This is a genomic window from Bacillus sp. EB V-12 (genome assembly GCF_056158125.1).
Map to the genome: position 1 here is coordinate 1,017,658 of NZ_JBUXJL010000001.1, position 21,782 is coordinate 1,039,439.

19 protein-coding genes are annotated in these 21,782 nt (G+C 34.7%); 16 read left to right on the top strand and 3 right to left on the bottom strand.

Annotation, left to right across the window (positions count from 1 at the left end):
- The first annotated feature begins 48 nt into the window (after window positions 1–48).
- The gene (locus tag ACZDYH_RS05375; RefSeq protein ID WP_000495817.1) at window positions 49–468 is read left to right on the top strand and encodes an acyl-CoA thioesterase; all 420 of its coding nucleotides are present in this window, start codon (window positions 49–51) and stop codon (window positions 466–468) included.
- Window positions 469–494: 26 nt separating this feature from the next.
- Here ACZDYH_RS05375 and ACZDYH_RS05380 read toward each other — a convergent pair whose 3' ends face one another.
- A complete protein-coding gene (locus ACZDYH_RS05380) occupies window positions 495–785 on the bottom strand; it encodes a HesB/YadR/YfhF family protein (RefSeq protein ID WP_001054455.1) in 291 nt (96 codons plus the stop codon).
- Window positions 786–893: 108 nt separating this feature from the next.
- Window positions 894–1,490 carry a glycerol-3-phosphate 1-O-acyltransferase PlsY gene (plsY, locus tag ACZDYH_RS05385; RefSeq protein WP_000258974.1) on the bottom strand — a complete coding sequence of 199 codons (597 nt, stop codon included), beginning with the start codon at window positions 1,488–1,490 and terminating at the stop codon, window positions 894–896.
- A 225-nt stretch (window positions 1,491–1,715) separates the two neighbouring features.
- On the opposite strand from plsY, the gene ACZDYH_RS05390 reads away from it, so the two are divergent.
- The 8 genes from ACZDYH_RS05390 to ACZDYH_RS05425 all read left to right on the top strand — a co-directional run bounded on the left by ACZDYH_RS05390 (window position 1,716) and on the right by ACZDYH_RS05425 (window position 12,721).
- The gene (locus tag ACZDYH_RS05390; protein WP_046392948.1) at window positions 1,716–3,575 is read left to right on the top strand and encodes an anaerobic ribonucleoside triphosphate reductase; all 1,860 of its coding nucleotides are present in this window, start codon (window positions 1,716–1,718) and stop codon (window positions 3,573–3,575) included.
- Entirely contained in the window at window positions 3,572–4,024 is a 453-nt protein-coding gene (gene nrdG, locus ACZDYH_RS05395) for an anaerobic ribonucleoside-triphosphate reductase activating protein (protein ID WP_000867081.1), read from the top strand. The genes ACZDYH_RS05390 and nrdG overlap by 4 nt, the downstream gene beginning before the upstream one ends.
- Window positions 4,025–4,042: 18 nt before the next feature.
- Window positions 4,043–4,720 (top strand): response regulator transcription factor, encoded by a 678-nt coding sequence (locus ACZDYH_RS05400; RefSeq protein ID WP_001044679.1) that lies wholly within the window; start codon window positions 4,043–4,045, stop codon window positions 4,718–4,720.
- Window positions 4,721–4,922: 202 nt separating this feature from the next.
- Entirely contained in the window at window positions 4,923–6,164 is a 1,242-nt protein-coding gene (locus tag ACZDYH_RS05405) for a S1C family serine protease (protein ID WP_000542646.1), read from the top strand.
- A gap of 79 nt (window positions 6,165–6,243) precedes the next feature.
- A complete protein-coding gene (locus ACZDYH_RS05410) occupies window positions 6,244–6,657 on the top strand; it encodes a CoA-binding protein (RefSeq protein WP_000151390.1) in 414 nt (137 codons plus the stop codon).
- Window positions 6,658–7,032: 375 nt separating this feature from the next.
- The gene (parE, locus tag ACZDYH_RS05415) at window positions 7,033–8,997 is read left to right on the top strand and encodes a DNA topoisomerase IV subunit B (RefSeq protein WP_001062194.1); all 1,965 of its coding nucleotides are present in this window, start codon (window positions 7,033–7,035) and stop codon (window positions 8,995–8,997) included.
- A 1-nt stretch (window position 8,998) separates the two neighbouring features.
- Window positions 8,999–11,422 (top strand): DNA topoisomerase IV subunit A, encoded by a 2,424-nt coding sequence (parC, locus tag ACZDYH_RS05420; protein ID WP_001147470.1) that lies wholly within the window; start codon window positions 8,999–9,001, stop codon window positions 11,420–11,422.
- Window positions 11,423–11,689: 267 nt separating this feature from the next.
- The gene (locus ACZDYH_RS05425; protein ID WP_000719746.1) at window positions 11,690–12,721 is read left to right on the top strand and encodes an oxidoreductase; all 1,032 of its coding nucleotides are present in this window, start codon (window positions 11,690–11,692) and stop codon (window positions 12,719–12,721) included.
- A gap of 24 nt (window positions 12,722–12,745) precedes the next feature.
- Here the strand turns inward: ACZDYH_RS05425 and ACZDYH_RS05430 are convergent, their stop codons facing one another.
- Window positions 12,746–13,348: a TetR/AcrR family transcriptional regulator gene (locus tag ACZDYH_RS05430; protein ID WP_002024578.1), complete on the bottom strand. Its 603-nt coding sequence runs from the start codon at window positions 13,346–13,348 to the stop codon at window positions 12,746–12,748.
- Window positions 13,349–13,503: 155 nt separating this feature from the next.
- Here ACZDYH_RS05430 and ACZDYH_RS05435 point away from each other — a divergent pair, with 155 nt between their 5' ends.
- The 7 genes from ACZDYH_RS05435 (at window position 13,504) to ACZDYH_RS05465 (ending at window position 21,511) form a co-directional block, all read left to right on the top strand.
- A complete protein-coding gene (locus ACZDYH_RS05435) occupies window positions 13,504–14,397 on the top strand; it encodes an ABC transporter ATP-binding protein (RefSeq protein ID WP_000626576.1) in 894 nt (297 codons plus the stop codon).
- The gene (locus ACZDYH_RS05440; protein WP_001041418.1) at window positions 14,390–15,196 is read left to right on the top strand and encodes an ABC transporter permease subunit; all 807 of its coding nucleotides are present in this window, start codon (window positions 14,390–14,392) and stop codon (window positions 15,194–15,196) included. Before ACZDYH_RS05435 ends, ACZDYH_RS05440 begins: the two co-directional genes overlap by 8 nt.
- 200 nt (window positions 15,197–15,396) lie before the next feature.
- Complete coding sequence (locus ACZDYH_RS05445) at window positions 15,397–15,930, top strand: sigma-70 family RNA polymerase sigma factor (protein ID WP_006917575.1); 534 nt, start codon at window positions 15,397–15,399, stop codon at window positions 15,928–15,930.
- A gap of 12 nt (window positions 15,931–15,942) precedes the next feature.
- Window positions 15,943–16,941 (top strand): hypothetical protein, encoded by a 999-nt coding sequence (locus tag ACZDYH_RS05450; RefSeq protein ID WP_000368242.1) that lies wholly within the window; start codon window positions 15,943–15,945, stop codon window positions 16,939–16,941.
- Between the two features lie 17 nt (window positions 16,942–16,958).
- On the top strand, window positions 16,959–17,996 hold the full coding sequence (locus ACZDYH_RS05455; protein ID WP_000526716.1) for an LCP family protein: 1,038 nt from the start codon (window positions 16,959–16,961) through the stop codon (window positions 17,994–17,996).
- Window positions 17,997–18,199: 203 nt separating this feature from the next.
- Window positions 18,200–19,462: a dicarboxylate/amino acid:cation symporter gene (locus ACZDYH_RS05460; RefSeq protein WP_001223628.1), complete on the top strand. Its 1,263-nt coding sequence runs from the start codon at window positions 18,200–18,202 to the stop codon at window positions 19,460–19,462.
- 345 nt (window positions 19,463–19,807) lie between these two features.
- Window positions 19,808–21,511, top strand: coding sequence for a peptide ABC transporter substrate-binding protein (locus ACZDYH_RS05465; protein WP_000730167.1), 1,704 nt, complete (start codon window positions 19,808–19,810; stop codon window positions 21,509–21,511).
- The last annotated feature ends 271 nt before the right edge of the window (window positions 21,512–21,782 follow it).

Here is a 21,782-nt window from a genome sequence, read left to right on the forward strand (position 1 = left end):
ATGATTAAATGTATGCAAGGTAGCAGAAGTGAAAGAAGGCGAATACATATGTTTGTAGCAGAACATGAAGTTGAAATCCGTTATGCGGAAACAGATCAAATGGGTGTTGTTTACCATTCAAACTACTTAGTGTGGCTTGAGTTAGGTCGCACGAAACTTATACAAGATTTAGGTTTTTCATATGTTGAAATGGAGAAAGAAGGAATTATTTCTCCTGTGTTAGATTTACAAATTTCATACCGTAAAGCGATGCGTTACGGAGAAAAAGCAAGCGTAAAAACATGGGTAGATACTGTGAGCCCACTTCGCGTTGTATATGGATATGAAATATATAATGGTGATGGTGAACTGTGTATTACTGCAAGCACAACGAATATTTGTGCGAAAAAAGAAGGGTTCCGCCCTGTATCATTTAAAAAGTTATATCCTGAGTGGTATGCGAAATATGAGGAAATTAAGAAAAAATAAAAAAGCGTGGCAGAAGCCACGTTTTTTTATTTTTCATAATTAAATTGTGGGAAGTCGTCACCTTCGTTAAGTGTAACAGATAAATTATGTCCATCGAAGAACCATTCATCATCGCCTTCAATAAAGAAATTAATACCTTCTTCTTGAATTTGAACAGCAGGATGTGCAGGATCATCTTTACGAATACCTAAAGAAAGTCCTTTTTGCACAGTACTGCAACCACCGTATTGTACGAAAAAGCGTAGTGTTTCATTTGATTGTAAGTTTAATTCAGTTTTATACCATTGTGCTGCTTCTTTTGTTACGGAAAGATTCATGTATAGTTCCTCCAAATTATGTTGCTTTTTCTTTAGTATAAAAAATAACGCAAAAAGACGCTATTAATATGCTTCACGTTTTCTTTTTGCGTTATGTGGGTTACGATCTTATTTTTGCTTTTTTGAAAAGTTTGCTTTTGGTTCAGTTTTATTTATAATTCGTCCGATATTTGCACGGTGTTTATAAATAACCATACCTGCTAATAAACACATCGCAATAATGAAGATTTTATCCCCGCTAACAATGGATGCAATAACAGCAACAACTGCTGTTACCATAGAAGAAAGTGATACGTATCTTGTTGTAAATAAAAGGGTGAAAAATACAACAGCCAATATTGCAAAAACAACTGGTGAATAGCATAATAGCACCCCAGCAGAAGTTGCAACTGCTTTACCACCGCGGAATTTCGCGAAGATTGGATAGACATGTCCAAGAACAGCCGCTAACCCGAACCATAGTGGATGAATATCTAATCCGAAAATCATTGGTAGACTTGTTGCTAATGTCCCTTTTAAAATGTCAGCAATTGTAACGGTAAAACCTGCTTTTTTCCCTAATGTGCGGAATGTGTTTGTTCCGCCTAGATTACCGCTCCCGTGCTCACGAATATCGATTCCGTAGCCGATTTTTCCAACAACTAGTGCAAATGGAATCGAGCCAAGTAAGTAGGCAACGATAAATAAAAGATATGTAGTAACCATAAGTTCAGTCTCCTTTATTCAAATGTGTTGATAAAGGGTAAAAAGAGTTTTTCCCGTATATTGTACCATACATTTGTAAAGAGCACATTTCTTTTTTGTAAATGAAAAATTCATTATTTCGTGAAAAAAATTTCACAGTAATGTTACATTTCTCACAGAAACAGTAAGACTATATGTAGTAACATTTTAATCAAAAGATAACAACATATTGGTGGAGGGTTATAAATGTTACAAAATAATACACGTGGAGAAGAAGAATTAATGAAAGTGTTTGAGACAATAGTCCACGGCAATGAACAAGATTTGATGCAAGAAAATGCAAATGTAGACGGCCGCTCTCCAATGGGCGTAATGGGAACGTTCGCATCTGAGAGTGCAAAATATTATGCTGTTGAGAATTTATTGTCAGATCAAGTGAAAAAAGCGATAAATGAAAATATATTATATCCACATGATTTAGATTTTTATGCAACAGGAACGACGACTTGTTCACAAATTCCGTTAGCGCAAATGCTTGCTAATGGTTTTCATACTGGACATGGACATATGAGACAACCGCAAGACATTAAAAGTGCATTGGCTCTTTCGTCTATTATTTTTCAAGCGAATCAAAATATGCAGCATGGTGGTCAATCGTTTGCACTCTTTGATATTGATTTAGCACCTTATGTACGAAAAACAATTGAGAGACATAAAAAACGATTACAATCATATCCGCTTACGAAAGAACAAATAGAAGAATTTTCATGGAAAGAAACGGAAAATGATACGTATCAAGCGTGTGAGGCTTTCGTTCATAATTCGAATAGTATGCATAGTAGGGGCGGAGGACAAGTACCGTTTATTTCTATTAATTATGGAACAGATACATCGAAAGAAGGAAGAATGTTAATTAAACAACTTTTAAAAGCGACACAAGCTGGACTTGGTAAAGGAGAGACACCGATTTTTCCGATTCAAATTTTCAAGATGAAAAAAGGTGTGAATTTTGAAGAAAGTGATCCGAACTACGATTTATTTGAATTAGCATTAGAGACAACCGCAGAGCGATTATTCCCTAACTTTTCATTTTTAGATGCTCCGTTTAATGCAGTGCATTATGATGGAAGACCAGAAAGTGAAGTATGTTACATGGGATGTCGTACTCGTGTTATGTCTAATATACATGGAGAAGAAACAGCGATTGGTAGAGGGAATTTATCATTTACGTCTATTAATTTAGTGAAATTAGCGTTAATTAGTGGTTCAAAAGAAGCGTTTTTTGAAGCGCTAAACTATTATTTAGATTTAGGAATTAAGCAGTTATTAGAAAGATTTGCGTATCAATGTACGAAGCGAGCAAGAGATTTTCAGTTTTTATATTCACAAGGTGTATGGCGTGGTGGAGAAACGTTGCAGCCTGAAGACTCCGTAGCCTCGATTTTAAAACAAGGGACGTTAAGTATTGGTTTTATCGGTCTTGCGGAATGTTTAGTAGCTTTAACAGGAAAGCATCATGGGGAAGATGAAGAATCATGGAAACTTGGGTATGAAATTATTTCCTTTATGAGAGATAGAATGGATAAAGCGACAGAAGAACATCAACTGAATTTCTCAGTAATTGCAACTCCAGCAGAAGGATTATCAGGGAAGTTTGTGAAAAAAGATAGAAAAGAATTTGGCGTGATTAGCGGTATAACGAACCATAATTACTATACGAATTCATTCCATATTCCAGTTTATTATAACATTCAAGCGATAAATAAAATCCGTTTAGAAGGCCCGTTTCATGCTCTATGTAACGGGGGACATATTACTTATATTGAACTAGACGGAGCAGCAATGCATAACAAAAAGGCATTAAAACAAATTGTACAAGCCATGGCAGAACATGGCGTTGGATACGGTTCAATTAATCATCCTGTTGACCGTTGTAAGTGCTGTAGTTATCACGGGGTTATTGGGAATGAATGTCCAAGTTGCGGGAATGAAGATGAGGCTAATATAGAAAGAATTCGCCGTATAACAGGCTATCTTGTAGGAGATATGTCAAAGTGGAATAGTGCGAAACGTAGTGAAGAGATAGATCGGGTGAAACATAAATGAAAGTGATGAATATTATTCATGATAGTGTAGTAGATGGAGAAGGATTGCGGACAGTCGTGTTTTTTGCGGGCTGTCCGCATCGTTGCGTTGGTTGCCACAATCCGAAATCGTGGAATATTTGCAACGGAACGGAAATGACAGTAGAAGAAATTGTGAAAGAGATTGCAAGTAATCCATTAACTGATGTAACATTTTCAGGTGGAGATCCATTTTTTCAAGCTGCTGAAGTGAAAATGGTAGCAAAAATCGTGAAAGATTTGAAAAAAAACCTATGGATGTATACAGGTTATACGTTAGAAGAGATACAGAGTTCTCAAAATAATGATATGATAGAGTTGTTACATTATGGGGATGTTTTAGTCGATGGAAGGTTTGAAATTGAGGAAAAAGATTTAACACTTCCATTTCGCGGAAGCTCCAATCAACGTATTATTCGATTGAAAGAGTAAAAAGGCGGGATAGATTATATGAACAAAACGGTATTGCTTGTTGAAGATGAAAGAAGATTACGTGAAATTGTTAGTGATTATTTTCGTAATGAAGGCTTTGAAGTAATCGAAGCAGAAGATGGAAAAAAAGCGTTAGAGTTATTTGCAGAGCATGAAATTGATTTAATTATGTTAGATATTATGTTACCGGAAATAGATGGATGGTCTGTTTGTAGAAGAATTAGAAAAGAATCAGCAGTACCAATTATTATGTTGACAGCGCGTTCGGATGAGGATGATACATTGCTAGGTTTCGAATTAGGTGCAGACGAGTATGTAACGAAACCATTTAGCCCGAAAGTATTAGTAGCTCGTGCAAAGACGTTATTGAAACGTGCGGATGGTGCGGTAGGAGTAGCGGAAGAAAATGCTATGTCTTTAGCTGGAATAGAAGTGAATCGTCTATCTAGAACTGTTTTAGTAGATGGAGAAGAAATTATATTGACACATAAAGAATTTGAACTTCTTGTGTATTTAATGGAGAACAAAGGAATTGTGTTATCACGTCAACATTTATTAGACCAGTTATGGGGATATGACTATTACGGTGATGACCGAACGGTTGATACCCATATTAAAAAACTTCGAAATAAGCTAGGAGATAAAGCGAAGCATATCGGTACTGTTATTCGAGTTGGTTATAAATTTGAAGAATAATCTAGAACGATTTGTGTAATTTAGCCTAGGGAAATGGTAATTTTATACTCTCTTTTGAAGGTAAAATGTACAAAAAATACTTTTTTATCTACAATGTTAGATAAGTGTATTTTTTTAATTGGATTTCACGATGAGTTCACAAGAAGGACACAAAACGTGACTATACTGAAAATACGAATTCACCAGAGAGGGGAAATAAAACATGGGATATTACGACGGACCAAATTTAAATGAAGAGCATAGTGAAACGAGAGAAGTGAGAAAATCAGGTAGTAAAAAAGGCTATTTCTTCACAGGTTTAGTGGGAGCTGTAGTCGGAGCGGTTTCGATTAGTTTTGCAGCACCATATATGCCATGGGCTCAAAATAATGGAGCGCCAGTATCATCATTTAGTTCGGATTCAAAAGTAGAAGGTACTGTAGTTCCTGTTGTAAATAAAGCGAAAAATGAAACTGATTTACCTGGTATGATTGAAGGGGCGAAAGATGTTGTTGTAGGTGTTATTAATATGCAACAAAGTGTTGATCCATTTGCAATGCAACCGACAGGTCAAGAACAACAAGCCGGTTCAGGATCAGGTGTTATTTATAAAAAAGCAGGAAATAAAGCATATATTGTAACAAACAACCACGTAGTAGATGGAGCAAATAAACTTGCTGTGAAGCTGAGCGACGGAAAGCAAGTTGATGCGAAATTAGTTGGTAAGGACCCTTGGTTAGACTTAGCGGTTGTTGAAATTGATGGATCTAATGTAAATAAAGTTGCCACTTTAGGTGATTCAAGTAAACTTCGTGCGGGTGAAAAAGCCATTGCAATCGGTAATCCACTTGGATTTGATGGAAGTGTAACGGAAGGTATAATCAGTAGTAAAGAACGCGAAATTCCGGTTGATATTGATGGGGATAAACGACCAGATTGGCAAGCACAAGTTATTCAAACGGATGCAGCGATTAATCCAGGTAATAGTGGTGGTGCATTATTTAACCAAAATGGTGAAATAATTGGGATTAATTCAAGTAAAATTGCACAACAAGAAGTTGAAGGAATTGGATTTGCTATTCCAATTAACATCGCAAAACCAGTTATTGAATCTCTTGAAAAAGATGGAGTAGTAAAACGTCCAGCTCTTGGAGTAGGTGTTGTTTCACTAGAAGATGTGCAAGCTTATGCAGTCAATCAATTGAAAGTACCGAAAGAAGTAACAAACGGCGTTGTATTAGGTAAAATTTACCCAATATCACCAGCTGAAAAAGCTGGTTTAGAGCAATATGATATTGTAGTAGCATTAGATAACCAAAAAGTAGAGAATGCTCTTCAATTCCGTAAATATTTATATGAAAAGAAAAAAGTAGGCGAGAAAGTAGAAGTTACATTCTACCGTAACGGTCAAAAAATGACGAAATCGGCTACTTTAGCAGATAATTCAGCTACAAAGAATCAATAATCGAAATAAAAGAAAGTCTCTTTCATATTGAAAGAGACTTTCTTTATCGGCTATACTAAAGGAATAGGAGGGATTAATTATGACAATTGAAAACCCAACTCGTACGGAAATTGGTGAAGTGTTAAAGAAAAGCAAAACAATTGCGGTTGTTGGATTATCAGATAAGCCAGAACGTACATCGTATATGGTTTCAAAAGCAATGCAAGATGCTGGATACCGCATTATTCCAGTTAATCCAACAGTAGATGAGGTGCTCGGAGAAAAGGCAGTTTCTTCACTAAAGGATATTAAGGAACACGTTGACATTGTAAATGTATTTCGTCGCTCAGAGTTTTTAATGGATGTTGCAAAAGAATTTGTAGAGATTGATGCAGATGTTTTTTGGGCACAATTAGGAGTACAAGATGAGGATACATATAAACTTTTAAAAGAAAAAGACTATACTGTAATAATGGATCGTTGTATTAAAGTAGAACATGCGATGACAAAATAGTATAGATTTAAAGGTAGAAAGATTGATTCAGCCCTCATTATAGATAAGTAGGGCCGATGAACGAGGTGTTCATCATGAGATTTTTTAAAGGCTGTTTTTGGGGATTGTTATTTGTAATCCCATTTTGGATTTTGATCATTTGGATCATAATAAAGGTTTGGAATGTGTAATCTTGGAATACATATCCATTTCTCGTTGACAAACGATTATTTTTCTGAAATAGTAGCCTAGAGGAATCCTTGTGAGAAAACAAGGATTTTTCTATTGAAGATGGTATATAAAAGAGATAAGATAACTTGCCAAAACTATAGTCGAGGCGTTATTCTATAATAGAAACATATGTTCTGATTTTGGATTAGGAAAGGGGCAAGGAGTTTGGCGAAGCATCAGTTCCAATATAATGAAGATGCGATTCAAGTGTTAGAAGGACTTGAAGCCGTTCGAAAACGCCCGGGTATGTATATCGGGAGTACGGATAGCCGTGGATTGCATCATTTAGTATATGAAATAGTAGATAACTCCGTTGACGAAGCGTTAGCGGGATTTGGCGACGAAATTTCAGTCGTAATACATAAAGATAATAGTATTAGCGTTATAGATAAAGGGCGAGGAATGCCTACGGGAATGCATAAACTTGGGAAACCTACACCTGAAGTTATTTTAACTGTACTTCATGCAGGTGGTAAGTTTGGTCAAGGTGGCTATAAAACGAGTGGTGGTTTACACGGTGTTGGGGCATCAGTTGTAAACGCTTTGTCAGAATGGTTAGTAGTAACAATTAAGCGTGATGGTAACATTTATGAACAACGTTTTGAAAATGGTGGCGTTCCTGCAACAACGTTAGAGAAAATCGGGAAAACAAAAGAGTCTGGTACGACAATGCACTTCAAACCAGATACAACGATTTTCAGCACGACAAATTACAATTATGAAACATTATGTGAGAGATTACGTGAATCTGCATTCTTATTAAAAGGAATGAAAATCTCGATAAAAGACGAACGTAATGATTTAGAAGATATATTTCATTATGAAACAGGAATCGAAGCTTTCGTTTCATATTTAAACGAAGAAAAAGATTCAATTCACCCGGTTGTATATTTCACTGGTGAACAAAACGGGATTGAAGCAGAACTAGCATTCCAGTTTAATGATGGTTACTCAGAAAATATTCTTTCGTTTGTAAATAACGTACGTACAAAAGATGGTGGAACACACGAAGCTGGATTTAAAACAGCGATGACGCGTGTGTTTAACGAGTATGCTCGTAAAGTAGCACTATTAAAAGAAAAAGATAAAAACTTAGAAGGTACAGATATTCGTGAAGGTGTAGCGGCTATCGTTTCGGTACGTGTACCAGAAGAAGTGCTTCAGTTTGAAGGGCAAACGAAAGGGAAACTAGGTACAAGTGAAGCGCGTTCTTCAATTGATGCCATTGTATCTGAGCATTTAGCATACTTTTTAGAAGAAAACCCTGATGTAGCTACACTTCTTGTGAGAAAAGCAATTAAAGCAGCACAAGCCCGTGAAGCAGCCCGTAAAGCAAGAGAAGAAGCGCGTAGTGGTAAGAAAAAGAAAAAATCAGAAGGTACGTTAAGCGGGAAATTAACACCTGCACAATCACGTAACCCGCAAAAAAATGAACTGTACCTAGTAGAGGGTGACTCTGCCGGTGGTTCTGCGAAACAAGGACGAGACCGACGTTTCCAGGCCGTATTACCGTTACGTGGTAAAGTAATTAATACAGAAAAAGCAAAGCTTGCTGATATCTTTAAAAATGAAGAGATTAATACAATCATTTATGCGATTGGCGGCGGTGTAGGAAATGAATTTGATGTTGAAGATATTAACTACGATAAAGTTGTAATTATGACCGATGCCGATACGGATGGGGCTCATATTCAAGTATTGTTATTAACGTTCTTCTACAGATATATGAAGCCACTTATCGAAGCTGGTAAAGTATTTATCGCACTTCCTCCTTTATACAAAGTAAGTAAAGGAAAAGGTAAGAGTGAGGTAATTGAATACGCTTGGTCAGATGAGGAATTAGACGGTGTAACGAAAAAAGTTGGAAAAGGCTATATGTTACAACGTTATAAAGGACTTGGTGAAATGAATGCGGATCAATTATGGGAAACAACAATGAATCCTGAAACGCGTACATTAATTCGCGTGAAAATTGATGATGCAGCAAGAGCAGAGCGTCGCGTTACAACATTAATGGGCGATAAAGTAGAACCGCGCCGTAAATGGATTGAACGTAATGTACAGTTTGGTATGCAAGAAGAAGGAAATATTTTAGAAAATGAAATGATTATGGAGACGGAGGTGGAATAACATGCAAGCAGAGAAGTTTCATGACCTCCCGCTTGAAGACGTGTTAGGTGATCGCTTTGCACGTTATAGTAAATATATTATTCAAGATCGTGCACTTCCAGATGCACGTGATGGCTTAAAGCCAGTACAAAGACGTATTTTATATTCTATGTATGTAGAAGGTAATGTACATGATAAAGCGTTTCGTAAATCAGCTAAAACAGTAGGTAATGTTATCGGTAATTATCATCCACATGGAGATTCCTCTGTATATGAAGCAATGGTACGCTTAAGCCAAACTTGGAAAGTACGTAATGTTTTAGTTGAAATGCATGGTAATAACGGTAGTGTTGATGGGGACCCAGCGGCAGCGATGCGTTATACGGAAGCTCGTTTATCACCAATCGCATCTGAATTATTACGTGATCTTGATAAAGAAACAGTTGAATTCGTGTCAAACTTTGATGATACGAGTGAAGAACCAGTTGTATTACCAGCAGCGTTCCCGAATTTATTAGTGAACGGATCTACAGGGATTTCCGCTGGTTATGCAACAGAAATTCCTCCGCATCATCTTGGAGAAGTTATTGATGCTACAATGATGCGTATCGATAAGCCAAATAGTACTGTTGACGATTTATTAACAGTTATGAAAGGACCAGATTTCCCAACAGGCGGTATTATTCAGGGGATTGATGGTATTAAAAAGGCGTATGAAACAGGTAAAGGTAAAATTATTATTCGCGGAAAAGCAGAAGTTGAAACAGTGCGCGGTGGGAAACAACAAATTGTAATCACTGAAATTCCTTACGAAGTGAATAAGGCAAACCTTGTAAAGAAAATGGATGAATTACGTCTAGATAAAAAGTTAGATGGTATTGCTGAAGTGCGTGATGAGACAGATCGTACTGGTTTACGAATTGTTGTTGAATTAAAGAAAGAAGCAAACTCCGAAGGTATTTTAAATTATTTATATAAAAATACAGATTTGCAAATTCCATATAACTTTAATATGGTAGCGATCAATAATCGTCGTCCAACACTTATGACATTACCGAAAATTTTAGATGCTTATATTGGACATCAAAAAGAGGTTATTACGAGACGTTCGCAATATGAATTAAGAAAAGCAGAAAATCGTCAACATATTGTAGAAGGTTTAAAGAAAGCATTATCGATTTTAGACCAAGTAATTGAGACAATTCGAGCTTCAAAAGATAAACGTAACGCGAAAGATAATTTAAGTGCAAAATTTGGCTTTACAGAAGCACAGGCAGAAGCAATTGTTTCCTTGCAATTATATCGCTTAACGAATACAGACATTACGGCGTTACAAGAAGAAGCAGATGAGCTTAATAAGAAAATTATTGAGCTACAGGCAATTTTACAAAGTGAAAAAAGATTACTTCAAGTAATTAAAACAGATTTAAAGAGAGTTAAGAAAACATATAGTGATGATCGACGCGCGATTATTGAAGATCAAATCGAGGAAATTAAAATCGATGTAGAAGTGATGATCCCACAAGAAGATGTCATCGTTACTGTAACGAAAGAAGGATATGTGAAACGTACTGGATGGCGCTCACATAATGCCTCAAACGGCAAAGACTTCGGTATGAAAGAGGGTGACATCTTACTTGAACGATTCGATACGAATACGACAGAGACAGTCCTCTTATTTACGAATAAAGGAAACTATATATATCTGCCAGTATACGAAATGCCAGATATTCGTTGGAAAGATTTAGGTCAGCACGTTGCTAATATCGTTTCACTCGACCGGGATGAAACAATCATTTGGGCAACGGTTGTACCGAACTTTGAGGAAGAAAAACGATTTATCGTATTTGTAACACGAAATGGTATGATAAAGAAAACAGAATTAAATCAATATAAAGTTCAGCGTTATTCAAGGGCATTCGTTGCTGTAAACTTGAAAAAAGATGATGAAGTTGTCGATATATTTGCGACAGATGGAACGAGTGATATTGTTCTTGCTACACACGGTGCATATGCACTTATTTTCCATGAAGATGAAGTAAGTCCAGTCGGTGTAAGAGCTGCTGGTGTTAAAGCAATTAATTTAAAAGAAGATGACTATGTCGCTTCTGGTAAACCGTTAAATGGTGACAAAGATCAACTTATTCTCGTAACACAGCGCGGTGCTGTAAAACGTCTAAAAGCATCAGAAATTGAAAAGTCAACGAGGGCGAAACGCGGTCTTGTTATTTTCAAAGAATTAAAACGTAATCCGTACCGCATTGTCGGTATTGAAATTGTTCGGGACGATGAATTAGTTTACATGAAGACAGAGAAAAACATTGTAGAAGAGATTGATCCGAAAGCGTATCGAAATAAAGACCGGTATAGTAATGGTAGCCTTGTGCTAGATGTTAATGATACTGGTGAAGTAGTAGAAACGTGGACGAAGAAAAGACCAGAATAAAGAGGGCATCTTGCTATGAATAGTAGCAAGATGCTTTTTTCTAGGCAATTTATTATGTAAATAATAATCTTGTTATAATAACTGAATGAAATCGTTCTCATAAAGTGAAACTTTAATCAATGGGGAGTTTCTTCATCCTCACTGATTATTAGTTGAACCAATCGGGCTTTAACAAGCAGTTGATTCCTCACCTAATTCCTTAGCTTTCACTGAATTTTGAGTTAGGAATCTTACTGCCCGTTAAAGCGGGACAAATGGAGGGGCAACATGAAAAAAATAGGTGTAGGGATTGTAGGATTTGGTTTTTCTAGTACGACATTTCATATCCCACTATTACAAACAATAGAAGAATATGATATTCGTGCTGTATTATCCTCAAAAGAAGAGGTAGTAAAAGACACATTACCAAACGCTAATGTTGTTAGTACAATTGATGAATTGGTGAAGCGAGCTGATGTTGACTTAGTTGTTATTACATCACCTAATACAACTCATTTTCCATATGTAAAAGAAGCAATTTTAAAAGGTAAGCATGTTGTTGTAGAAAAACCATTTGTTGTCTCAATTGAAGAAGGGGAAGAGCTTATTTCATTAGCAGAGCAGCATAATGTAATGTTAAGCGTATATCATAATCGTCGTTTTGATAATGATTTCTTAACAATTAAGAAATTGTTAGGAGAAAACAGAGTAGGGAATGTATACGCATATGAATCGAATTTTGATCGTTTCCGTCCACATGTACGTGATCGATGGAGAGAAAAAAATCTACCAGGCTCCGGTATATTATACGATTTAGGATCGCATTTAATTGACCAAGCGTTATCAATATTTGGGAAACCAGATGCGATAAGTGCAGATGTAATAAAACAACGACCAGGTGCAGAGGTGGATGATTATTTCCACATAGTACTTCATTACGGAGTTAAACGTGTCATTTTACGTAGTAGCAGTTATGTGAAAAAAGCTGGACCGCATTTTATAGTGCATGGAGAGAAAGGTTCTATCGTGAAGTACGGTATGGATTCGCAGGAAGAGCAATTAAAAAATGGAATGAAGCCAGGTGATAACGGTTATGGAGTAGACGATGAAGAGAATTTTGCTACTTTAGAAACAGAAGAAAGCTTAGAGCGTATTCCAACAGAAGTCGGTTGTTATGACAATTATTATAAAGGTGTACGAGATAGTATATTAAATGGTGAGGAACTACCTGTAACAGCAAAAGAGGGTTTAGATGTTATTAAACTGATTCAATTAGCGATTGAAAGTAGTGAAAAGGGTAGAGTCATTTCTATAAAATAAAAAAGACACGAAATTCGTGTCTTTTTATTTTTGTGGAACAGAAAGACCATAGAAGAACATCGTAACGATATCTTTTATATGTTTTTCCCGATCTCCTTCAAGAAGTTGTGCTCCAAATTCATCACCTAATTTTGTAAACATTTGAATGTAAAGTAACATCATTTCTTTAGTAAGGTGTGGATTAATTTCGTTTTTGCGCTGAGCTCGTTCTAATATTTCTAAATACCAGGGTAGGATTTTTTCATTTTGATAACTATAAATAAACTTACGGAGTTCTTCGTCCCTTTGCATCATTTGTAGTAACATATCAGGTTGAAATAATCCGCCAGTATTCATTTTTCTTACAATCATTTTTTGCATCATATCATGAAAAGGTAATTTTTCTTCTGCAAGCTCTTTATAATATTGAAATTCAGATATGATAAATTCTTGTATAAGCTCCCTAAATAACGCATCTTTACTTCCGAAATGATTATAAATTGTAACTTGAGAAACGTTTGCTTCTTTTGCGATATGTTCTATTTTCACTTCATTAAATCCACGTTCTGAAAATAATACGAATGCTGCTTCTTTAATGGCACGCTTTTTCTTTTCTTTTACTCTTTCAAAGCCGTTCAATGCAATCACCTCACTTAAAATATACAAGAAAAAATAATGGAAAACAATAATTTTGAAATATGGACTAATAAATATTTCAAAAAGTTGTTGCGAATATGGAAGATGAGGAGTACAATAATTTTGAAATATCAAACATTAAATATTTCAAAAAATGAGGTGGAATTATGATTTCAGTTCAAGATGTCACAAAACAGTTTTCGAACGGAAAAGGTTTGTTTCATATTACATTTGATGTAAAAGAGGGAGAAGTATTTGGTTATTTAGGACCGAATGGTGCCGGGAAATCAACGACGATTCGTAATTTAATGGGATTTATAAAACCGACAACTGGTAAAGCGACAATTTTTGGATTAGATTGTTGGAATGAAGCGGCGAAAATTCAAAGGGAAGTTGGTTACTTACCGGGTGAAATTTCTTTTATTGAAGGAATGAACGGATTAGAGTTTTTAAAATTAATGCAAGGAATGCGTGGATTAAAGGATACGAAAAGACGAGATGAATTGATAGAGCGTCTGCAATTTGATGTGAAAACACCGATTCGCAAAATGTCTAAAGGAATGAAGCAAAAAGTAGGGATAGTCGCTGCATTTATGCACGATCCAGAGGTGTTAATTTTAGATGAACCAACATCTGGACTTGATCCACTTATGCAGCAAGTATTTATAGATTTAATATTAGAGGAAAAGCAAAGAGGAAAAACAATCCTAATGTCATCACATATTTTTACTGAAATTGAGAGAACTTGTGATAGAGTAGCTATTATTAAAGATGGTCGACTCGTAACGGTTGAAAATATTCACGATTTACAAAGTATGAGAAGACAGGTGATAGATGTAACAGTATCATCAGAAGAAGAGATTGAGTCCCTTACAAAGTGTAATTTGCAATTTGAAGCGGTAAAAGGCAGAGAGGCATCTATCATTGTACAAGGAAACTATCAAACTGTTTTACAAACACTTTCAAACTATAATGTAACGGCACTTCAAACGAGAGCGATGGATTTAGAACATTTATTTATGCATTATTACGATAAGAAAGAAGGGATAACGCATGAATAAGCAATTATTTTTAGCTAGTTTGAAAGAAACACAAAAAAATATTTTGAGTTATGCGTCTGGTGCAGCTTTATATCTGTGGTTATTAATTTGGATATTCCCGTCAATGGTATCAGCGAAAGGGCTAAATGAATTAATAGCTGCCATGCCTGATAGCGTGAAAAAAATCGTTGGTATGGAAAGTCCGATTCAAAACGTAATGGATTTTCTAGCGGGCGAATACTATAGTCTATTGTTTATTATCATTTTAACAATTTTTTGCGTAACAGTTGCGACACATTTAATTGCTTGTCATGTAGATAAAGGAGCAATGGCATACTTGCTAGCAACACCTGTATCTAGAGTGCAAATTGCGATTACACAAGCTGCTGTTCTCATATTGGGACTTCTAATTATTGTATCTGTTACGTATGTAGCTGGGTTAGTAGGTGCAGAATGGTTTTTACAAGATAATAACTTAAATAAAGAATTATTTTTGAAGATAAATGTAGTCGGAGGGCTCATATTTTTAGTCGTTAGTGCGTATTCATTTTTCTTTTCTTGTATATGTAATGACGAAAGAAAAGCACTAAGTTATTCAGCGAGTTTAACTATTTTATTTTTCGTATTGGATATGGTAGGGAAGTTAAGTGATAAGTTAGAATGGATGAAAAACCTATCATTATTCACGCTGTTTCGTCCGAAAGAAATTGCTGAAGGATCATATAATATATGGCCGGTAAGTATAGGTTTAACTACTGTAGCACTTTGTATTTTTATCGTAGCGATTGTAGTATTTAGGAAGAGGGATTTACCGTTATAGAGTAGAAAGTCCACTGAGAAAGTGGGCTTTTTTTATTTGTAAATTTAAACTAGTATGTTTATTGCATCCTTATAAAGGATATTTATCTTTTTAGTTACAAAAATATTCAAAAAAGTGAACCTTTTTCTAGGTTCATACGTCTAATATATGTAAAGTTAAATTGGAAGTGATGAAGTGAGGATGAAACAGGAGGAGCAATTGTGAAAGTAATCCCTTTATATAAAATGATTGTAAAAGAAGAAACGGATGTTTCTTTAGCGAAAAAAGGTGATCATGAAGCCTTTATAGCGCTTATACATACAGAAAAAGCGAAGATGTATCGAATAGCAAAGGCGATGTTACGTGATGAGACAAATATAGAGGATGCGATACAGACAACAATTTTAAAAGCCTATGAAAATATAAAAAAATTAAAAAAAGAAGAATTTTTTCAAACTTGGTTAATTCGAATACTAATAAATGAGTGTAACAATATTATTAGAGCGTATAAAAATGTAATTGTGACAGAAGAGAATGATTATATTATGAGTGCGTGTGATCAGTATGAAGATATAGATTTGTGTAATGCGATTCAATCGTTACATGAAGAATTAAGAGCTGTTACGGTGCTTTATTACTATGAAGACATGAATCAAGAGAGTGTAGCAAAGCTGTTAGAAATACCGAAAGGAACAGTGAAATCAAGATTATCACGTGCGAGGGAACAACTACAAAAACGATTAAAGATGGAATAGGGGGTGTAAAGGATGGATAATGAAAAATTATTTGATGAGAAATTAAAAAAGAGAATAAAAGATGAAAATGTTATAGTACCTCCAGAGTTAAATGAAAAGATTAATGGTACGCTACATAATCTTAAGGTAAAAAAGAAGAGTTACAAAATTCATATGATGATAATTAGTGCAGCGGTTTGTATACTTTCAGTGGTATCTATGTCTGAGTTTTCTATACAAAGTTTTGCGCAAAATGGTGGAGTATTTGAATATGTAAAGAAAAAAGCGTTTTCTGATTATGAAAATGAAGAAGAAATAAAATCGAATGTACATTATCCAGATAAAGAAAAGATTCATCAAAAAATGCTAGATTCTATTGATTATTTTAAAAATATTTCAGGACAATTTGAGGAATATTCTAGCTCATCAAGAATTGCTACAACATATAAGTATGCGATTGATACGGAGAAACAAAGAGGTATCTCTTCGAAAGAAGATAAACTAGCCAAAAAACGAACAATTATATATAACGAGGGCAAGAAAAAAGAGTTTGATGATGAGAAGTATACCTATAAAGAGACAAAATGGAACCCGAAAGAAAGAAACAATGAACTATTAAAATTAAATCCTACGGAAAGGTTAGTGAGAAAATCAGATGAGAAAAAGAGATATGATGATGAATATGTAGGGCTAGCTAAATATAGTATTCAATCAGAATTCGCAGATTTATTAATTCGATATAAAGATTGGAATTATAAAGAAACGAAATATCTTGGATTAGATTGCTACAAAATTGAAGGAGTTATAAACATAGAGATGCCTGTTAGCACCTCTGAAGATTTAAGAGGGAAATTCGAAATGGTTGTGGAGAAAAATACAGGGATTATGTTGAAATTTCTTAGTTTTCAAGAAGGCTTGATTCAATATTCAGTTACGACTGAATGGATACAAATAGATAAGGGATTGAAAGAAAGTATGTTTCAAAAGGATAGCGCTAAATATGAAAAAATGAAAAACATATTGGATGAATAGAAACAGGAGGAGAGTAAATGGGGAATCATTCATTTTTAAGAGAAGAGAAAAATAAGCAAAAATATAAAAAGAAAAAGATAATAAGTTTACTACTGGCGGTATTACTATTTGGTGGAATTGGCTATGGAGCCTATGTATATATGAAAACTTCTAGTCTTGTACAAAAATCTAATTTGAATTTAGCACGAGGTGAAAAATCCAATTTACGTGAGAAATCTGTAAAGCCAATTGCAAATCATGTTTCACTTTTAATTATGGGAATTGATGAAAATCAAGAACGACAAAAGGAATATAATGGTGCATTTCATACAGATGCATTATTGTTAGCGACTTTTAATAAAGACGATAAAACAGTGAAATTAACGAGCATACCGCGTGATACATATACATATGTTCCAGTTGAAAAGAAAAAAGATAAAATAACCCATGCATATGGAAGTGGTTTCGTTAAAAATGGTAAAGATGGAGGACCGCAAGCTTCTGTGGAAGCGGTAGAGAAATTGTTACAGGTGCCTGTTGATTACTTTGTGAAATTTAATTTTGGTTCCTTTACTAAAATTGTTGATGGGTTAGATGGTATTGAAGTGGATGTCCCAGTTGAATTTACGGAGCAAAATAGTAAAGATGAACCTGATGCGATTCATTTGAAAAAAGGATTACAAAAATTAAATGGGGAAGAAGCACTTGCACTAGCAAGAACGCGCCATATTGATAGTGATGCAATGAGAGGACAGCGCCAACAACTGGTTATTGAAGCGATTTTAAGTAAATTAAAAAGTGTAGGATCGGTTACGAAGCTAGAAAAAATAGTTGAGGCGGTTGATGGTGATTTTAAAACAAATTTAGTAATGGATGATATTTTATCTTTTTATAAATACGGTTTAAACGGTTCAGTTGAAAAAATACAATTAGCTGGTGATGATTTATACTTACCTAATGGCCCAAACGGGCAACGTGTATATTATTATAATCCTAATAAAAAAGATCTACAGAGTTTGAGTAATACTCTTAGAACACATCTAGGATTAAGTGAAAAACAGATTGAGGAGAATTAAAGCAGATGTAATGTCTGCTTTTTTATTATGTTAAATAGTATGTCTTTTATCCTTAAATGTTATATACTATTTTCGAGTTTAAGATAATAGTGTAACATAAATTATAGTTTAAGTTAAATAACAGGGGGGCTATTACATAGAATATATCATTAGCAATTATTGAAATAGTATGGGAGAAATGAAAATACAGGGGAGTATCAAAAATGAGAATCGTAAAGAATTTAACATTCCAAGTTATTGTGGCTATTATTTGTGGTATTGCAGTAGGGGCAATTTGGCCGAGTGTTGGACAACAAATGAAGCCAATTGGTGAAACATTCATCAATATGATTAAAATGGTTATTGCACCGATTATCTTTTTAACAATTGTGCTAGGTATTGCAAGTATGGGAAGTATGAAAAAGGTAGGCCGTGTTGGTGGGAAGGCACTATTATATTTTGAAATTGTTACAACAGCGGCTTTAATTATTGGTATCATCGTAGCGAATGTTGTACGTCCAGGAGATGGATTAGATCCCTCAAAACTAAAGGGCGGAGATGTTTCACAATATGTTCAAAGCGGACAAGAAATGAAATGGATGGATTTCTTTTTACATATCGTGCCGTCTAACATGTTTGAAGCATTTGCCAAAGGTGATATTTTACAAGTTCTGTTCTTCTCCATTTTATTCGGCGCAGGGTTAACGATGTTAGGGAAAAATGGACAACCGGTTATTGACTTTTTTGAAAGATTATCGAAAGTATTTTTTAACATTTTATCAATTGTAATGAAATTAGCACCGGTTGGAGCATTCGGTGGGATGGCATTTACAATTGGGAAGTATGGTTTAAGCACGCTCATACCACTTGGTAAATTAATGATTTGTGTATATGCGACAATGGCATTATTTGTTTTTATTGTTTTAAATTTTATTTGTAAACTGTACAAATTTAGTTTGTGGAAATATTTAGCGCATATTAAAGAAGAATTACTTATTGTTCTCGGGACATCATCGTCAGAATCAGTACTGCCGCGGATGATGACAAAGATGGAAGACTTCGGGTGTTCGAAGCCGGTAGTAGGTTTAGTCATTCCAACAGGTTACTCTTTTAACTTAGATGGAACAACGATTTATTTATCAATGGCAACTATATTTTTAGCGCAAGTTTTTCACGTCGATCTTTCACTAGGTCAACAATTAACTATAATAGCTATTTTGTTAGTTACATCTAAAGGAGCAGCAGCAGTAACCGGCGGGGGATTCATTGTACTAGCATCTACTCTATCTGCAATGAATGTTATCCCATTAGAAGGTTTAGCGTTATTACTTGGTGTAGATCGTTTCATGTCAGAAGCACGTGCTATCGTTAATTTAATTGGTAACGGTATTGCAACTGTAGTTGTTGCGAAAAGTGAAAATGAATTTGATGATGAGAAGTATACGAGAGTAGTAGAGGAAATGAAAAGAGAGAAAATGGTCGGGTAAAAAGTCAGCTTTGCTGACTTTTTTATTTTTGTAGAAAAGATGTTTTTAGATATATGCATTATTTATTAGCAATAATTAACAAGTATTCAAGTGGTAAATGAGATGAAAGTGATTAAAACAACGAATGTGTATGAATGCGAAATAAGGTTTGAACAAAATATGGAATTTTTATGAATATTACTGTAAAAAAATAATTTTTTAAAAATTTTCAATAATAATACTTTACAAAAATTAAAAAATTAGTAGAATAAGAATTAGTAAGAATCGTCTGATAAATATATAGAGAAAAACAGAATTATCAGAAAATTTTTAATAGCTATCGTTAAGAATTAGGGAGGGTACAAAATGAAAAAGAAACAAATGAAAAAACTAACAGCAGTTGTAGCACCGGTTTTAGCAATGAGCATGGCGTTAACAGCATGTTCTACATCAGGTGGAGATAAGAAGACAAGCACAAATTCTAGCTCTAGTGGAGATAGTAAATCAGGGGAAAAATTAGCAGCAAAACAAGTGTTAAATCGAACAGTAACACAAGAGATTCCGACGATGGACTCTTCAAAATCAACTGATACAGTATCTTCACAAATGCTAGGTAATACGATGGAAGGGTTATATCGTCTTGATAAAGACAATAAGCCGATTCCAGCAGCAGCAGAATCTAGCACGAAAAGTGAAGATGGTAAAAAATATACGTTCAAACTACGCAAAGATGCAAAATGGTCAAATGGAGATCCAGTAACTGCGAAAGATTTCGTATACGCTTGGCAACGTCTATTAGATCCAAAAACAGCTGCTGAGTATGCATTTATCGCATTCCCGATTAAAAATGCAGAAGTAGTAAATAAAGGAGAAAAACCTGTAACTGAATTAGGAGTAAAAGCAGTAGATGATCTTACGCTTGAAGTTGAGTTAGAGCAAGCAGTACCGTACTTCTTAAACTTAGTAGCATTCCCATCATATTATCCATTAAACGAAAAGTTCGTAAAAGAAAAGGGCGAGAAGTTCGGTTTAGAGTCTGATACAACTGTCTATAATGGACCGTTCGTTCTTAAAGATTGGAAGCATGAACAAGGATGGCAATTAAAGAAAAATGATCAATATTGGGATAAAAAGACTGTGAAACTGGAAGAAGTTAACTTTAGTGTTGTTAAAGAGGCTGCGACTTTAGTCAATCTATATGATAGCGGTCAAGTTGACTTTGCTTTATTAAATGGAGAGTTCGTTGATAAATATAGAAGCAAGAAAGATGAATTTGGCACATATTCACAAGTGAGTACGTATTTCATTCGTATGAACCAAAAACGTGATGGACAAGACACGCCATTAAAGAGCAAAAAATTACGTGAAGCAATTGCGCTATCAATTGATAAAAAGAATTTAGCAAATGTAATTTTAAATGATGGATCAAAAGAAGCTGACTTCTTAGTACCAAAAGGGTTAGCAACTGGACCGGACGGTAAAGATTTCCAAGAAACATTTAAAAACGGTTTGAAACCAAATCCTAAAAAAGCTGCTGCAGCTTGGGAAGAAGCGAAAAAAGAACTTGGAAAAGATCAAGTTACGATTGAATTCTTAAACTACGATACTGGTAATGCGAAAAAAGTTGGCGAATATATTAAAGATCAGATTGAGAAAAACCTAAAAGGTGTAACAGTTAATATTAAACTTCAACCATTTAAGCAAAAACTAAAATTAGAAACTGAACAACAATATGATATTTCGTATGGCGGATGGAATCCGGATTATGCAGATCCAATGACGTTCTTAGATATGTTTGAGACTGGACATTCTCATAACCAAATGAGCTTCTCTGACCCTAAATATGATGGCATGGTGAAAAAAGCTGGAACGGAATTAATGAGCGATGCGAAAAAACGTTGGGAAGAGTTAGGAAAAGCTGAAAAAACATTACTTGAAGAAGATGTAGCGATTGTACCTTTATATCAACGTGGAGATTCTTATGTTTTACAACCAAATGTAAAGGGAGTAGTAAAACATAATATCAGTCCAGAATTTAGCTTTAAGTGGGCATATGTGACTGAAAAATAATAGAGTTGAAAAAGCATTTAAAAGTGGCTTAGCTACCTTTAAATGCTTTTTTTGTGAGCTTAAAATACTAATTTTTAGTATGGTTAAATAGAGGAGAATAAGGTGTATAGTATGTACATATAGTAGATGGGGGATAAATCCTACTAAAATAAAAAAGTCAGAATATTTAAAATAAAACTATTTACAAATGCGAAAAAAAGAGTAGAATAACATTAGTTGTAATTTTCTGAAAAAATGAATCTTTAGTAAGGGGTCTCTCAAGGGTTGGTAA

Coding starts and splice junctions, on each gene's coding strand:
- ACZDYH_RS05425 (WP_000719746.1), top strand. CDS start 11,690: ATGAAAAAAATAGGTGTAGGGATTGTAGGATTTGGTTTTTCTAGTACG.
- ACZDYH_RS05465 (WP_000730167.1), top strand. CDS start 19,808: ATGAAAAAGAAACAAATGAAAAAACTAACAGCAGTTGTAGCACCGGTT.
- ACZDYH_RS05410 (WP_000151390.1), top strand. CDS start 6,244: ATGACAATTGAAAACCCAACTCGTACGGAAATTGGTGAAGTGTTAAAG.
- ACZDYH_RS05375 (WP_000495817.1), top strand. CDS start 49: ATGTTTGTAGCAGAACATGAAGTTGAAATCCGTTATGCGGAAACAGAT.
- ACZDYH_RS05405 (WP_000542646.1), top strand. CDS start 4,923: ATGGGATATTACGACGGACCAAATTTAAATGAAGAGCATAGTGAAACG.
- ACZDYH_RS05450 (WP_000368242.1), top strand. CDS start 15,943: ATGGATAATGAAAAATTATTTGATGAGAAATTAAAAAAGAGAATAAAA.
- nrdG (WP_000867081.1), top strand. CDS start 3,572: ATGAAAGTGATGAATATTATTCATGATAGTGTAGTAGATGGAGAAGGA.
- ACZDYH_RS05440 (WP_001041418.1), top strand. CDS start 14,390: ATGAATAAGCAATTATTTTTAGCTAGTTTGAAAGAAACACAAAAAAAT.
- ACZDYH_RS05390 (WP_046392948.1), top strand. CDS start 1,716: ATGTTACAAAATAATACACGTGGAGAAGAAGAATTAATGAAAGTGTTT.
- ACZDYH_RS05400 (WP_001044679.1), top strand. CDS start 4,043: ATGAACAAAACGGTATTGCTTGTTGAAGATGAAAGAAGATTACGTGAA.
- parC (WP_001147470.1), top strand. CDS start 8,999: ATGCAAGCAGAGAAGTTTCATGACCTCCCGCTTGAAGACGTGTTAGGT.
- ACZDYH_RS05460 (WP_001223628.1), top strand. CDS start 18,200: ATGAGAATCGTAAAGAATTTAACATTCCAAGTTATTGTGGCTATTATT.
- ACZDYH_RS05455 (WP_000526716.1), top strand. CDS start 16,959: ATGGGGAATCATTCATTTTTAAGAGAAGAGAAAAATAAGCAAAAATAT.
- ACZDYH_RS05380 (WP_001054455.1), bottom strand. CDS start 785: ATGAATCTTTCCGTAACAAAAGAAGCAGCACAATGGTATAAAACTGAA.
- ACZDYH_RS05435 (WP_000626576.1), top strand. CDS start 13,504: ATGATTTCAGTTCAAGATGTCACAAAACAGTTTTCGAACGGAAAAGGT.
- plsY (WP_000258974.1), bottom strand. CDS start 1,490: ATGGTTACTACATATCTTTTATTTATCGTTGCCTACTTACTTGGCTCG.